This is a genomic window from Nocardioides sp. L-11A (assembly GCA_029961745.1).
In the GTDB taxonomy this organism is placed as follows: Bacteria; Actinomycetota; Actinomycetes; order Propionibacteriales; family Nocardioidaceae; genus Nocardioides.
Window position 1 is genome coordinate 640,202 of record CP124680.1, and the last position, 13,977, is coordinate 654,178.

Genomic DNA, 13,977 nt, shown 5'->3' on the forward strand with positions numbered 1-13,977 from the left:
AGCTCTTGTCCTTCGACGTCCACCAGCTCGACACGTTCCTGCTGATCGGCGCCGGGGTCACGTTCCTGGCCGTGTTGGCCGTGCGGATGTCGTCCGGGGTCGGCCTGCCCAGTCTTCTCGTCTACCTGCTCATGGGCGTCGCCCTCGGCGAGTCCGGTCTGGGCATCGGCTTCGAGGACGCCCAGCTCGCCCACGCGATCGGCTTCGGCGCCCTCGCGGTGATCCTCGCCGAGGGTGGTCTGACGACGAGCTGGCGTGACGCCCGGCCCGCGATGCGCATGGGCGTGTCCCTCGCCACCGTCGGCGTGCTGATCTCGATCGCGGTGGTCGCGGTGGGGGCCCACTTCCTGCTGGGGCTGTCCTGGCAGCTGGCCATCCTGCTCGGTGCCGTCTGCTCCCCGACCGACGCCGCGGCGGTCTTCTCGGTGCTGCGCGTGGTCCCGCTCCCCAAGCGGATCACCGGCACGCTGGAGGCCGAGTCCGGCCTCAACGACGCGCCGACGGTCGTGCTCGTGACCCTGGTGTCGTCCGGTGCCGTCGGCGAGTACGGCCTGCTCGGCACCACGGGCATCGTCGTCTACGAGCTCGTCGCCGGCGTCGCGTTCGGCCTCGCCGCCGGCTTCGGGGGTGCCTGGGTGATGCGGCGCGTGGCGCTGCCGTCGTCCGGCCTCTACCCGATCGCGGTGCTCTGCCTGACCCTGATCGGCTACGGCACCGCGGCGGCGGTGCATGCCAGCGGCTTCGCCGCGGTGTACGTCGCCGCGCTCGTGCTCGGCAACGCCGACCTGCCGCACCGCGCCGCCACGCGGTCCTTCGTGGAGGGTCTGGCCTGGCTGGCCCAGATCGGGCTGTTCGTGATGCTCGGCCTGCTGCTCTCGCCCGGGCGCCTCTCGTGGGAGACCATCGGCATGGCGGTCGTCGCCGGCACCGTCCTCACCTTCGTGGCCCGGCCGCTGTCGGTCCTGGCGAGTGCCGTCGTCCGGCCGATGAAGCTGCCGGAGCTCGCCTTCCTCTCGTGGGCCGGACTGCGGGGCGCGGTGCCCATCGTGCTCGCCACCATCCCGCTCGCGGAGGGCGTCGACGGAGCCGATCGGCTGTTCGACATCGTCTTCGTCCTCGTCGTCCTCGACACCCTGATCACCGCGCCCTCGCTGCCCCTCACCGCCCGGCTGCTGCGCGTCGCGCGCCGCTCGGAGCCGCGCGGCATCGAGGTCGAGGCGGCTCCCCTCGAACGGGTCGCCGCCGACCTGCTCCAGATCACGATCAGCCCGGCGTCGCGGCTGCACGGCGTCGAGGTGGGTGAGCTGCGGCTGCCGGTCGGCGCCAATGTGTCGATGGTGGTGCGGGAGGGGCACACGATGGTGCCCGAGCGGCGTACCGTGCTGCGCCACGGCGACGACCTCATCGTCGTCACCCCCCGCAAGCTGCGGGAGGCCACCGAGCGGCGGCTGCGCCAGGTCAGCGACGGCGGCCGGCTCGCGCAGTGGCTCGAGGACTGACCCGGCGCATCTGAACGTGCTGGGACCGCCGACCCGGCGCATCTGAACCTACTGGGACCGCCGACCCGGCGCATCTGAACGTGCTGGGACCGCCGACCCGGCGCGTTCAAACGCGCCGGGTCGATGCGCACCGGGTCAGGACACGTCGTCGTCGGGGCCACTGCTGAGCGGCGGCGTGCACACGTAGGCATCGCTGCGCGCCGTCACCGTCGGGTGGCCCTCGACGACGCCCTTGAACCGCTTGCCGACCACGATCGTCACGCCGGGGTAGCCGGACGGCTGGTCGACGACATCGACGTCGGGCCCGAGGTACGACGCCAGCAGCAGGGTCGCCGGGTCCTCGGGGTCGTCGGACCACACCTGGGCCGTCACCGGCCCGTCGGGATCGACATTGCCGAGCTTGCCCTGGACGAACCCGAACGTGGCCAGCTTGTCCATGGTCTCGCCGGCGAGGCCGTTGGCGCCGCCGCCGTTGAGCACGGTCACCATCACCTGCGGCGGCGCGAGGTCGTCGCCCTTCGGGATGAGCGTGTCGGTGCACGGTGCCGCCTCGGCCTTCTCGGGGAACGGCTCGGTGACCCGGGACCAGCCCCAGGCGGTCCCGGCGACGAACACCACCGCCAGCGCGGCCATGGTGACGGCCGAACGGCTGCCCGCCTTGACGTCCAGGCCCTCGGCCACCTCTAGCCCTCCATCCGGATCACGCGTGCATGCAGGACGTGCCGCTGCTGCAGCGCGGCGCGCAGGGCGCGGTGCAGCCCGTCCTCGAGGTAGTAGTCGCCGCGCCAGAGCACGACGTGCGCGAAGAGGTCGCCGAAGAAGGTCGAGTCCTCGTCGAGCAGGGACGACAGCTGCAGGGTGTCCTTGGTCGTGACCAGCTGGTCCAGCCGGACCTGGCGCGGCGGCACCGCGGCCCACCCCTTGGAGGTGAGGCCGTGGTCGGGGTAGGGACGCCCGTCGCCCACGCGCTTGAAGATCACGGCTTCGGAGTCTACGGGGCGTGCCGCACACGGATTCATCACGGGATGTAGGTGAATTGCCGCTTCCCTGGTCGAACTCCGCTACAGATGCTCCTTTTCGTCTACATCCCGTGATGAATCCGCCGCCAACGGCGCCTAGAGTGCCCCGCATGACGCAGGAGCAGAAAGCCGCCGCAGAGGGCCCGGTCGCCAAGAGCCCCATCGAGCAGGCGATCGCCCCCGGGTACGCCTTCGAGGGCCCGGCGCTCGAGTTGGGCGGACTGATGACCGGCCCCGACGAGCTGTCGGCGAGCACGATCCGGATCCCGCTCGCGATGCTGAACCGCCACGGCCTGGTGGCGGGCGCGACCGGCACCGGCAAGACGAAGACGCTGCAGCTGATGGCCGAGCAGCTCAGCGCCGCCGGCGTCCCCGTCTTCGCCGCGGACATCAAGGGCGACCTGTCCGGCCTCGCCACCACCGGTGAGGCCAACGACAAGCTGCTGGCGCGCACGGAGTCGGTCGGGCAGGACTGGACGGCGACCGCCTTCCCGGTGGAGTACTACGCGCTGGGCGGGCAGGGCATCGGCATCCCGATCCGGGTGACCGTGTCGTCGTTCGGGCCGATCCTGCTCAGTCGGGTGCTCGGGCTCAACGACACCCAGGAGTCCAGCCTCGGCCTGGTGTTCCACTACGCCGACAAGCAGGGCCTGCCGCTGCTCGACCTGCAGGACCTGCGGGCCGTGGTCCAGCACCTGACCAGCGCTGAGGGCAAGGGCGATCTCAAGGAGCTCGGCGGCCTCTCCTCGGCCACGGCAGGCGTGATCCTGCGGGAGCTGATCGCGTTCGCCGACCAGGGCGCGGAGGCGTTCTTCGGCGAGCCGGAGTTCGACTCGGCCGATCTGCTGCAGCATGCCGCCGACGGGCGCGGCCTGGTCAACCTGGTCGAGCTGCCCAACCTGCAGGACCGCCCGGCGATCTTCTCGACCTTCCTCATGTGGCTGCTCGCCGACCTCTTCCACGACCTCCCCGAGGTCGGCGACATCGACCAGCCCAAGCTGGTGTTCTTCTTCGACGAGGCCCACCTGCTGTTCAAGGACGCGTCCAAGCCGTTCCTCGAGCAGATCGCCCAGACGGTGCGGCTGATCCGGTCGAAGGGCGTCGGCGTCTTCTTCGTGACGCAGAGCCCCACCGACGTACCCGACGACGTGCTCGCCCAGCTCGGCTCCCGGATCCAGCACCAGCTGCGGGCGCACACCCCCAACGACGCCAAGGCGCTCAAGGCGACCGTCAACACCTACCCCAAGAGCGCGTACGACGACCTGGGCGAGGTGATCACGACGCTCGGGATCGGCGAGGCGATCGTCACGGTCATGGGCGAGAAGGGCGCCCCGACGCCGGTCGCCTGGACCCGGCTGCGTGCGCCCGAGTCGCTGATGGCGCCGAGCAGCGCAGAGTCGATGGAGGCGACGGTCGCGGCCAGTCCGCGGCAGGCGAAGTACGCCGAGGTCGTCGACCGCGAGTCGGCCCGGGAGATCCTCGCGAAGAAGCTCGAGGAGGGTGCGCAGGCCGAGGCCGCCGAGAAGGCTGAGAAGCCCGCCGCCAAGGGCAAGGCGGCGCCCAAGGCCAGGAAGGACGACGGCGGCGGCGCGGGCGAGATCGTCAAGGACGTCGTGAAGTCCTCGGCGTTCAAGCAGTTCATGCGTACCGCGGCGGCCGAGATCGCCCGCGGCATGTTCGGGACGGCGCGCCGCCGCCGCTGAGCCTGGATCCACGGATCCAGGCTGAGCCCACGGGCCCGAGCGGATCAGGCCGTCCAGCGGATGGCGTCGTCGACGAAGTCGGCGAGCTGGTTCACACCGCGCAGGTCGGTGCGCTGGTCCATCAAGCGCGAGAGCCCCTGGGCGTGCCGGTGGCGCAGGGCGGAGCGGCGGGCGAGCGAGCGGTCCACGGCGTCGAGGGCGTCCACGGCGTCGAGGTCGTCGACCGGCTCGAGGTGACGTCCTGCGGTCCGGGTCTCAGCGGAGGTCGTCTGGTTCATGCCTCCAGCCTGCGCCGGACAGGTTTCCGACGCTCGGCGCTGCGGTTACGACTCGGTGACCCGGCCTGTGAGCCCGGCGACACCACCGTCCGGACACCACCGTCCGGACACCACCGTCCGGACACCACCGTCCGGACACCGCCGTCCGGACACCGCCGTCCGGGCTCAGGCGTCCGGGCTCAGGCGTCCGGGCTCAGGCGTCCGGGCTCAGGCGCCGTCGAACCCGTTGAGCAGCAGGAAGAAGACGGCGACGCCGACCAGCGCGCCGGCCACGCCGAGCCCGGCGCCGAGGAGGAGGCGGCGGCGCGCGGGCCGCTCCGGAGCGAGGACGGCGCGGCCGAGGACCGCGCCCACGGCAGCGGTGAGCAGCAGCTGGACGGGGATGATGAGGTTCTCGCCCGTGGCGGAGCCGTCGAGGACGGCAGCGCTCAGCGGCAGCAGGACGCAGCCGACGACGACCAGGGCGACGAACAGGGCCAGGATTCGCACGGCGTCAGGATGACAGCAGGTCGTACGCCTCGACCATCGCCGGTCCGTACCAGGTCAGCAGCCGGCCCGACACCAGCCGGGTCGGCACCCGGGTGAAGGCCTCCGGGCCGTCGTCGGCGGTGAACACGTACGGCTCGTCCGGCAGCAGCACCAGGTCGAGGTCCGCGGTGTCCAGCGCGGCCAGGTCGACGTGCGGGTACCTGTCCTCGCCCTCGTCGTAGGCGTGGGTCCAGCCGAGTCGCCGCAACAGGTCGCCGGTGTAGGTGCGTGGGCCGACGACCATCCACGGGTCGCGCCACACGGGTACGGCGACCCGGCCGCGCGCTGCCGGTGGCGGACCCGCCCAGCAGGACCGTGCCCGGACCAGCCACGGGGGCGCGGCGAGACCGAGCGCCTCGTCGTACAGACGGGCGAGGGAGGCGAGCGCCTGCGGCACCGTCTCGATCGCCGTCACCCACACGGGCACACCGGCGTCGCGCAGGCGGCGTACGTCGAGCTCGCGGTTCTCCTCCTGGTTGGCGACGACCAGGTCGGGGGCGAGGAAGCGGATCGCGGCGAGGTCGGGGTTCTTCGTGCCCCGGACCCGGGTGACGGCCAGCCCGGCCGGGTGGGTGCACCAGTCGGTGGCGCCGACCAGCCGGTCCGGCACGTCGGTGGCGAGCGCCTCGGTGATCGACGGGACGAGGGACACGATCCGGCGCGCGGGCGCGGACAGGGGCAGGTCGTACCCGAGATCGTCGGTGGTCACCGGCCTATCATCCCCTCGTGAACGCGATCTTCGGGTGGTCGGTCCTCGCCCTGGTGTTCGTCGACGAGCTGCTGGCCGTGGCCGCCTTCGGCGTCTGGGGCTGGGACCACGACCCCCGCTGGCTGCTGGTCTGGCTGCTCCCTGTCGCGGCGATGGCGGCCTGGTTCTGCTTCGCCTCCCCGAAGGCGCCGTACGGCGGTGGGCTGGTGCGCCCACTCGTGAAGATCGTCGTCTTCGGCCTGGCCTGCCTGGCGCTGTGGGACGCCGGCCACGAGGTCGGGGCGGTCGCGCTGCTCGTCTTCTCGGTGGTCGTCAACGGGCTCGCGCTGCTGCCGAGCATCCGGGTGCTCGTCGACGAGCAGTAAGGCGTCAGCGCGGCGTGCGGGCCACGACGTACAGCCGCTCGGTGGTCTCGCCGCGGGCGATGATCGGCCCGCGCCGGTACCACTCGACGTCGACGAGCCCCGCCCGCTCGACGAGCGCGACGACGTCGGCCGGCTCGTGGAGGACCAGGTCGAGGTCGACCTCGTGGTCGAGCCAGGTGTCGTGGTGGCGCACCTCGGAGCCGGCGTGGAGGGCGAGGACCAGGAGCCCGCCGGGTCGCATCGGCCGGCTCAGCGCCTCGACCGCCGCGGGCAGCTCGGACGCCGCGAGGTGGATCAGGGAGTACCAGCCCAGGACGGCCGCCCATCCCGAGCCGTTGACCGGGCGCATGAGGGAGCGCAGGTCGCCGACCTCGTAGACGCCGTCCGGGTAGCGCTCCCGTGCCAGCGCGACCATCTCGGGCGTGAGATCGAGACCGGTCGCGTCGACGCCCGCGTCGGCGAGGTAGGCGGTGACGTGGCCGGGCCCGCAGCCGACCTCGACGACGGGGTCGGTGCCGGCGTGCGCGGCGACCCGGTCGAGCAGCCACCGCTCGAAGGGCAGGGCGGCGAGCTCGCCGGTCAGGGCCTCGGCGTACGCCGTCGCGACAGCGGCGTAGGACGCGCGCACCTTCGCATCCCGGGCCTCGGCACCGCCGGCGAGCACCGCGTCGCGGTCGACGGCCGGGGCCGCCGAGCCGGACGGGACGGCCGGCAGATCGACGGGCCCGAGGAGGTGGACCCAGCGGGCGTCCTGCTCGCGGGGCTGCTTGGGCAGTTCCTGGACGAGCGGCTGCGCGCGCTCGGCCAGCCGGCGCAGGCAGGCCTCGACGGCACCACGGTCGGGGAAGGCGTGCAGTCGTTCGGTGCGGGTGCGGAGGGCACCCGGCGGCTGCGGTCCGCGCAGCAGCAGCACGGTGATCAGGGCCCGCTCGTCGTCGGCGAGGTCGAAGCGCACCGCGAGCTTCTGGAGGTACTTCAGCGTGCGCCGCCCGTGGTCCTCCCAGGTGACCGCGACGAGGTCGCGCTGCTTGAGGTCGCGCAGCGTGTGGTGCACGAGGTCGTCGTCGTAGTCCACGACCGGCTCACGGCTGCTCTGCTGGTTGCAGGCGGTGCGCACGGCGGTGACCGTCATCGGGTACGACGCCGGCACGGTCACCTCCTTCTCCAGGAGGCTCCCCAGGACACGCTGCTCCTCGGCCGTCAGGACGGGCAGGTCGCTCACGGTGCCGAACCCTACCGAGTCACGGCTCAGCGCAGGGCGAGGCAGCCCGAGGTGGTGGGCTCCCAGGGGATCGAGGCGTGCTCGGCGACCCGCTCGTCGAGCCCGGCGGCGACGTCGCCGGGCCAGGGCGCGGTCTTCCGGTCGGCCAGCTCGACGCACAGGAAGATCTCCTCGAACACGCAGGCCACCCGCTGGTTGGTGTCGTCGAGGATGAAGACGAGCGCGTGGGCGGCGCGCTCGGAGCGGCCCAGCAGCCGGACCCGTACCGACATCTGGTCGCCGGTCCTGAGCTCGTGCAGATAGGTCAGGTGGTGCTCGGCCGACAGGCACGCGAAGCCGCTGAGCATCGGCCAGTTGAACGGGATGCCGATGTCGTAGAGCGACTCGTCCAGGCCCTCGCTGCCGATGCCGAGGTAGTGCCGGACGTTGAGGAAGCCGTTGCTGTCCTCGAAGGCGCTGGGGACCGGCTGGACGGCGAAGGCCGGCAGGGTGACGAGCTGGTCGTACGTCGGCTGGGTGCTCATGCCGGGACCCTACTGAATCGGGCTCCGGATTGGTCGCGGCCCGGCCCGCGGCGTACCATCGAAGGACCGATCCACCGCGTGTATCACCTCGCGCCGGCCCACCGGCGGTCCAAGGCGGCACCTGAGCCCCTGGACGAGGGACATGCCTGATCACTCTCCGACGCTGGTCCGCGCCGCCGGCCCGTCGTACTTCCCGATCGCGCTCGTCGCGCGGCTGCCCTACGCGATGATGGTCGTCGGGGTGCTGACGCTGGTCGTCGCCGGGCGGGACTCGCTCGCCTTCGGCGGCTTGAACTCCGCCGTCGTCGGCCTCGGCGCGGCGTGTGTCGGGCCCTTGCTCGGCGCCGCCGCGGACCGGTTCGGCCAGCGCCGGGTGCTGCTGGCCAGCGGCGTCGCGTCGACGACGGCGCTCGGCCTGATGGCGTGGGTCGTCTACAGCCCGCTGCCGGGTACCGCGGTGCTCGCCGTCGCCTTCCTGGTGGGTGCCAGCGCCCCGCAGATCGCGCCGATGTCGCGCAGCCGGCTGGTCCAGATCATCGGCGCCCGGATCGCCCCCGACCGCCGCTCGCGGACCTTCGACGCCACGATGGCCTACGAGTCGGCGGCGGACGAGCTCGTCTTCATCGTCGGCCCGTTCGTGGTCGGTCTCCTCGGCACGACCCTCGACCCCTGGGCACCGGTCGCCGGCGCCGCGGTGCTCACCCTGGTCTTCGTGACCGCGTTCGCCCTGCACCCGTCGGCCCGCGCCGCGGCGGGCCGCGACGAGCGTGCGGCGCTGCCGGCCCCTGCACGGGAGATCGCCCGCCCGGCGCTGCTGGCCGTGGTCGCCGGCATCTTCGGTGTCGGGCTCTTCTTCGGCTCGATGCTCACCTCGCTCACGTCGTTCATGTCCGACCACGGCAGCACCGAGTCCGCCGGCCTGGTGTACGGCGTGATGGGCGTCGGCTCCGCAGCCTTGGCCCTCGGCGTGGCGCTGTTCCCGGCCTCCTTCTCGCTGCGTGCGCGCTGGCTGGTGTTCGGCACCACGATGCTCGTCGGCGCCGCCCTGCTGCCGTTCGCGTCGTCGGTCGCGTCGATGTGTGCCGTCCTGCTGGTCATCGGCTGCGGCATCGGGCCGACGATGGTCACCCAGTACAGCCTCGGCGCGCTGCGCAGCCCGGTCGGCCGCTCCGCGACCGTGATGACGATCCTCGGCTCGGCCGTGATCGTCGGGCAGTCGCTCTCGTCCGCGGTGACCGGCAACCTGGCCGACCGCTTCGGTACGGACGCCGCGCTGGTGATGCCGATCGTCGCGGCCGCGGTCGTCGTCCTGGCGGGCGTCGTCAACGGGGTGCTGTCACGCCCGGCTCCGGCGTCCCCCGGGCCGGCTCCGTCGGAACTCGAGATCGCGCCGACCCGGCCCGTGCTCACGTCGAACTGACACCGACCCGGCGCGTTTGAACGCGCCGGGTCGACGTCTCTCAGACGTTCAGATGCGCCGGGTCGATCAGAACAGGTCGGGAACGGTCCAGCCGTCGAGGTCGTACTCGCCGAGGAACTCGTCGGCGAAGCCCTTCATCTGGTCGACGATGCCCCGGTTCTGGGCGGCGAAGAGCAGCTCGGCCTTCACGTTCTCGTGGTTGCCGGAGTAGTTGCGCTCGTACAGCTCGTGCCGGCCGCCGAACTCGGAGCCGATCGAGTCCCACAGCGCCTTCATCACCTTGACCCGGTCCACGGCGGTGATGCCGTTGGAGCCGCGGACGTACTTGTCGAGGTAGGGGCGGACCTCGGCGGACTTGAAGTCGGCGGCACCGGAGGGCAGGTAGATCAGGCCGGAGGCGACGTCCTGCTCGATGATCTCCTTGACCCGCGGATAGCCGTGGATCATGAACATCCGGTAGGTCAGGCCGTACTCGAGCTTCGGGATGACGGCGTCGCCGACCCACGGCTCGGGGTCGCGGGCCATCGACTCGGTGAGCGACCAGAACAGGTTGCGCCAGCCGATCACCTCGCCGACCCGGGTCTGCACGCCGCGGAAGTCGCCGGAGCCGGTGGTCTCCAGCGCCTTCATCAGCAGGCCGGCGATGAAGTCGAGCTTGACCGCGAGCCGCGTGCAGCCCTGGAAGGTGAACCGGGGCAGGAAGCCGGACTGCGGGAAGAAGGCGTTGATCCGGTCGACGTCGCCGTACATGAAGACGTTCTCCCAGGGCACGAGCACCTTGTCGAAGACGAAGATGGTGTCGTTCTCGTCCATCCGGCTCGACAGCGGGTAGTCGAAGGGCGTGCCGTTCTTCGCGGCCTGCTCGGTGTACGACGAGCGGCAGATCAGCTTGATGCCGGGGGCGTCCATCGGCACGGTGCAGATCAGGGCGAACTGCTTCTTGCGGATCGGCAGGCCGTAGTGGGCGATGAAGTTGTAGTTGGTGATCGCCGACCCGGTCGCGACCACCTTGGCGCCGGAGACGACCAGGCCGGCGTCGGTCTCCTTCTCGACCTTCATGTAGACGTCGCCGACCTCGTCCGGCGGCAGGTTGCGGTCGACCGGCGGGTTGATGATCGCGTGGTTCCAGTAGAGGACCTTCTCCTGCGACTCGCGGTACCACCGCTCGGCGTTGTCCTGGAACGGCGCGTAGAGCTCCTTGTTGGCGTGCAGCGTGCCGAGGAAGCTGGCCTTGTAGTCGGGGCTGCGGCCCATCCAGCCCCACGTCATCTTCGCCCAGCGGGCGATCGCGTCGCGCTCCTTGAGCAGGTCGGCCGACGAGGTCGGGGTCTTGAAGAAGGGCATCGTCACGCCGCCGTTGCCGGTGTCGGTGGGCACGGTGAGCTCGTCGACGTGCGGGCCGGTGTGCAGGGCGTCGTACAGTCGGGCGGTCATCCGGATCGGGTTGCGGAACGCCGGGTGCGTGGTGACGTCCTTCACCCGCTCGCCGTGGAGGTAGATCTCCCGGCCGTCGCGGAGGCTCTCGATGTACTCGTCGCCGGTCATCGGCCGCGACGCGAAGTTGGTCTGCTGGTTGGCCGGCGCTCCGGCGGCCGGGTTGACGGTGGGCGGGCCGTCGTCCGGTACGGCGGCGGTCTCGGGGGCGAGGGTGTCGGTCATCGGGATCTCCTCAGTAGTGGGTGTCGGCCGGGACGAGCGCCCGTCCGTGGTGGGTGGGTGCGAACTCGGTGGTCGCGTCGAACCAGCCGGTGTGGGGGTCGTCCTGGCAGCCGAGCCACACGACGTCGGACGAGCGGCTGCCGATCTGGTGGAAGGCGCTGTCGTGGAACAGCAGGGGCGGGCGGCCGGTCGTGAGCACGTCGACGACCTCGCCGAGGAACAGCAGGTGGTCGCCGCCGTCGTCGACCCGCCACGGGCGGCAGGTGAGGGTGGCCGCCGTGCCCCGCAGGGTCGGCGCCGTCGTACCGTCGCACCAGGGGAGCGGGTCGGGGCTCGGCCGCCCCGCGAAGTGCATGGCGACGTCGACCTGGTCGCTGGCCAGGACGTTGACCGCGAAGGCGGCGCCGTCGAGGTACTGCGCCGCCTTCGAGGTGCGGGTCAGCGCCACCTGGACCAGGGGCGGGTCCAATGAGATCGGTGTGAACGCGGTGACGGTCGCACCGTGATGGGCGCCGTCCGGTGTCCGGCAGGTGATCACGGTGACGCCGGTCGCGAAGCGGCCGAAGGTCGACCGCAGGGTGCGCGGGTCCATGGTGGCTCCTCCGTCGGGCTCGGGAACCGCCGGTGATGGCGGTCACGGTGAGCCGGGACGCTAGGCCGGTACGACGGTCCCGGCGATCCACTCGGCGAAGGCCCTGTCCGGATTGCGCACCGGGTTGGATCGGGTGCGTTTTCCGGATCACGGAGTTCGCCTACTGTGAGGGTCATCACGTCATGCGCCGCGGCGGAAGGGGGTCGGCCATGAGCGCCATCGGGACCGTCTCCGCGTCCTCCGACGAGCTCGGCGACTTCTCCGACGCCGTCGCCCGCGCGTACTTCCCCCATCGGCTGCTGGTGAAGGGACGCGCGACCGGGCCCGCCGACCTGCGGGCCGTCGATCTCGGCCCGGTGCGGCTGGCCCGGATCGGCTGGGGCTCGGAGGTCTCCGTCGAGTCCGACCACCCCGAGGCCTGGGCGGTCAACGTGCCGCGCAGCGGCGTGCTGGAGGCGCAGATCGGGGCGCACCACGTGCTCTCCCTCGACGGGCAGGCGACGGTCTGCCCGCCCGACGAGGAGACCCGGATGACCCGCTGGTCGGCCGACTGCTCGATCGTCGGGATGCGCGTGGACCGGGCCTATCTCGTCGAGGAGGTGGCGGCCCTCGTCGGCCTCCACACCGACCGGCTGCCCGCCCAGCTCGACCTGCGCACCGACAGCGGCCGGGCCTGGATCGGGCTGCTCGCCTCGATCGGCACCGAGGCCCTGCGCAACCCCGCCCTGGCCCGCGACGACCGGGTCGCCCGCCGGCTCGCGGCCACCCTCACCGCGGCCTTCGTCGCCGCCTCCTTCCCCGAGGAGCCCGGCTGTGGCTCGATCCGGCCGCGGATCGTCTCCCGGGTCGTCGAGGCGATCGAGGCCGACCCCGCCCGCGACTGGACCGCCGCCGAGCTCGCCCGTGAGTCCGGCGTCGGCATCCGCCGGCTCCAGCAGGGCTTCCAGCGCTACCTCGGCCACACCCCGACCCAGCACCTGCTCGGCGTCCGCCTCGCACGGGTGCACGCCGACCTGCTCGCCACGACCGAGGGCAGCGTCGCCGACATCGCCAGCCGGTGGGGCTTCGCCCACCTCGGCCGCTTCGCGGCGTCCTACCGCGAGCGGTACGGCGTGGCGCCGTCGGTCACCCTGCGCGGGCGCTAGCGGTCGCCGCCCGCCGTTCCAGCAGGGCGCGCTCGTCCGCGTTGCGCGTCCGCGCCGCCGCCTCGGTGAACGCCGCTGCCGCCTCGGCGTGCCGACCGGCCCGCTCGAGCAGGTCGCCGCGGACGCCGGGAAGCAGCGGCGAGTCGCGCAGCGCGTCGTCCGGCAGTCCGGCCAGCACCGCGAGCCCGGCGTCGGGACCGGCGGCGCGGCCGTGCGCCACCGCGCGGTTGACCTCCACGACCGGTCCCGGCGCGGCCTCCGCGAGGACGTCGTAGAGCCGGGCGATCCGGGACCAGTCGGTGGCTGCCGGCGTGGCTGCCCGAGCGTGCTCGGCGGCGATCGCCGCCTGGAGGTAGTACCGCCCGACCGGTACGCCGCGCGCGGCGATCTCCTCGGCGCGCGCGAGCGCGACCAGTCCGCGGCGGATGAGCAGCTCGTCCCAGCGGCCGCGGTCCTGGTCGTCGAGCAGCACCGGCGCTCCGGCGGCGTCGGTGCGGGCGGGCAGCCGGGAGCCCTGGAGCTCGAGCAGGGCCTGCAGGCCGTGCACCTCGGGCTCGTCGGGTGCGAGCCCGGCCAGCAGCCGGGCCAGCCGGATCGCCTCCGCCACGAGGTCGGGCCGGGTCCAGTCGTCACCGGCCGTGGCGACGTACCCCTCGGTGAAGACGAGGTAGACGACGGCCATCACATCGTCGAGCCGCTCGGTGCGCTCGGCGCCGGTCGGTAGCTCCAGCTGGGCGCCGGCGTCGGCGAGGGTGCGCTTGGCGCGCGAGATCCGCTGACCCATCGTGGCGTCGGGCACCAGGAAGCCGCGCGCGATCTCGGTGGTGGTCAGGCCGCCGACCAGGCGCAGCGTCAGCGCCGCGCGCGACTCGGGCGTGAGCGCGGGGTGGCAGCACAGGAAGATCAGCCGCAGGACGTCGTCCTCGATGTGGTCCACCTGGGCGTCCAGGTCGGGCATCGCGCTCACCTCCCCGGCCGCCTGGGCGGCGTGGCCGAGCTCCTCGGTCTTGCGACGCAGCGTCTCGGCACGCCGGATGTGGTCGATCCCGCGGCGCTTGGCGGTGGTCATCAGCCAGGCCGCCGGATTGTCGGGAACGCCCGTGCCGGGCCACTGCTCGAGGGCGGCGACCAGAGCGTCCTGCGCCAGGTCCTCGGCGAGCTCGACGTCCCGGGTCATCCGCGCCAGCGCGCCGACCAGACGCGCCGACTCGAGCCGCCAGGTGGCGGTGATCGCGTCGGTGGTGATCGCGTCGGCGGTGGTGGCGTCGGCCATGCGGCCAGCCTAGGGAGTCACTCCCCGGCCGGCCGCATGGC

General features: G+C 72.5%; 15 protein-coding genes. 5 read left to right on the plus strand and 10 right to left on the minus strand.

Features of this window, described 5'->3' with window-relative positions; genetic code table 11:
• Nucleotides 1–5 precede the first annotated feature (5 nt).
• Complete coding sequence (locus QJ852_02875; GenBank protein WGX97386.1) at nucleotides 6–1,499, plus strand: potassium/proton antiporter; 1,494 nt, start codon at nucleotides 6–8, stop codon at nucleotides 1,497–1,499.
• 135 nt (nucleotides 1,500–1,634) lie between these two features.
• Here the strand turns inward: QJ852_02875 and QJ852_02880 are convergent, their stop codons facing one another.
• Complete coding sequence (locus QJ852_02880) at nucleotides 1,635–2,180, minus strand: LytR C-terminal domain-containing protein (protein WGX97387.1); 546 nt, start codon at nucleotides 2,178–2,180, stop codon at nucleotides 1,635–1,637.
• A 2-nt stretch (nucleotides 2,181–2,182) separates the two neighbouring features.
• Nucleotides 2,183–2,479, minus strand: coding sequence for a type II toxin-antitoxin system VapB family antitoxin (locus tag QJ852_02885; GenBank protein ID WGX97388.1), 297 nt, complete (start codon nucleotides 2,477–2,479; stop codon nucleotides 2,183–2,185).
• Between the two features lie 149 nt (nucleotides 2,480–2,628).
• On the opposite strand from QJ852_02885, the gene QJ852_02890 reads away from it, so the two are divergent.
• Entirely contained in the window at nucleotides 2,629–4,221 is a 1,593-nt protein-coding gene (locus QJ852_02890) for a DUF853 family protein (GenBank protein WGX97389.1), read from the plus strand.
• A 44-nt stretch (nucleotides 4,222–4,265) separates the two neighbouring features.
• Here QJ852_02890 and QJ852_02895 read toward each other — a convergent pair whose 3' ends face one another.
• The 3 genes from QJ852_02895 to QJ852_02905 all read right to left on the minus strand — a co-directional run bounded on the left by QJ852_02895 (nucleotide 4,266) and on the right by QJ852_02905 (nucleotide 5,736).
• Nucleotides 4,266–4,499 (minus strand): hypothetical protein, encoded by a 234-nt coding sequence (locus tag QJ852_02895; protein WGX97390.1) that lies wholly within the window; start codon nucleotides 4,497–4,499, stop codon nucleotides 4,266–4,268.
• 207 nt (nucleotides 4,500–4,706) lie between these two features.
• A complete protein-coding gene (locus QJ852_02900; protein ID WGX97391.1) occupies nucleotides 4,707–4,988 on the minus strand; it encodes a hypothetical protein in 282 nt (93 codons plus the stop codon).
• Nucleotides 4,989–4,992: 4 nt separating this feature from the next.
• A complete protein-coding gene (locus tag QJ852_02905) occupies nucleotides 4,993–5,736 on the minus strand; it encodes a helical backbone metal receptor (GenBank protein ID WGX97392.1) in 744 nt (247 codons plus the stop codon).
• Between the two features lie 17 nt (nucleotides 5,737–5,753).
• Here QJ852_02905 and QJ852_02910 point away from each other — a divergent pair, with 17 nt between their 5' ends.
• The gene (locus tag QJ852_02910; protein WGX97393.1) at nucleotides 5,754–6,101 is read left to right on the plus strand and encodes a YrdB family protein; all 348 of its coding nucleotides are present in this window, start codon (nucleotides 5,754–5,756) and stop codon (nucleotides 6,099–6,101) included.
• 4 nt (nucleotides 6,102–6,105) lie between these two features.
• Here the strand turns inward: QJ852_02910 and QJ852_02915 are convergent, their stop codons facing one another.
• Together QJ852_02915 and QJ852_02920 are read right to left on the minus strand one after the other, a co-directional pair.
• On the minus strand, nucleotides 6,106–7,323 hold the full coding sequence (locus QJ852_02915; protein WGX97394.1) for a DUF480 domain-containing protein: 1,218 nt from the start codon (nucleotides 7,321–7,323) through the stop codon (nucleotides 6,106–6,108).
• A 26-nt stretch (nucleotides 7,324–7,349) separates the two neighbouring features.
• Nucleotides 7,350–7,847: a thioesterase family protein gene (locus tag QJ852_02920; GenBank protein ID WGX97395.1), complete on the minus strand. Its 498-nt coding sequence runs from the start codon at nucleotides 7,845–7,847 to the stop codon at nucleotides 7,350–7,352.
• 142 nt (nucleotides 7,848–7,989) lie between these two features.
• Here QJ852_02920 and QJ852_02925 point away from each other — a divergent pair, with 142 nt between their 5' ends.
• Nucleotides 7,990–9,267: an MFS transporter gene (locus tag QJ852_02925; protein ID WGX97396.1), complete on the plus strand. Its 1,278-nt coding sequence runs from the start codon at nucleotides 7,990–7,992 to the stop codon at nucleotides 9,265–9,267.
• 66 nt (nucleotides 9,268–9,333) lie between these two features.
• Here the strand turns inward: QJ852_02925 and QJ852_02930 are convergent, their stop codons facing one another.
• Both QJ852_02930 and QJ852_02935 read right to left on the minus strand, forming a co-directional pair.
• Nucleotides 9,334–10,926, minus strand: coding sequence for a 4-hydroxyphenylacetate 3-hydroxylase N-terminal domain-containing protein (locus QJ852_02930; GenBank protein WGX97397.1), 1,593 nt, complete (start codon nucleotides 10,924–10,926; stop codon nucleotides 9,334–9,336).
• A 10-nt stretch (nucleotides 10,927–10,936) separates the two neighbouring features.
• Entirely contained in the window at nucleotides 10,937–11,518 is a 582-nt protein-coding gene (locus QJ852_02935) for a flavin reductase family protein (GenBank protein ID WGX97398.1), read from the minus strand.
• A 209-nt stretch (nucleotides 11,519–11,727) separates the two neighbouring features.
• On the opposite strand from QJ852_02935, the gene QJ852_02940 reads away from it, so the two are divergent.
• Nucleotides 11,728–12,663: an AraC family transcriptional regulator gene (locus tag QJ852_02940; GenBank protein ID WGX97399.1), complete on the plus strand. Its 936-nt coding sequence runs from the start codon at nucleotides 11,728–11,730 to the stop codon at nucleotides 12,661–12,663.
• On the opposite strand, the gene QJ852_02945 is transcribed toward QJ852_02940, so the two are convergent.
• The gene (locus tag QJ852_02945; GenBank protein ID WGX97400.1) at nucleotides 12,644–13,936 is read right to left on the minus strand and encodes a sigma-70 family RNA polymerase sigma factor; all 1,293 of its coding nucleotides are present in this window, start codon (nucleotides 13,934–13,936) and stop codon (nucleotides 12,644–12,646) included. The two genes, QJ852_02940 and QJ852_02945, sit on opposite strands and share 20 nt — an antisense overlap.
• Nucleotides 13,937–13,977: the final 41 nt, after the last annotated feature.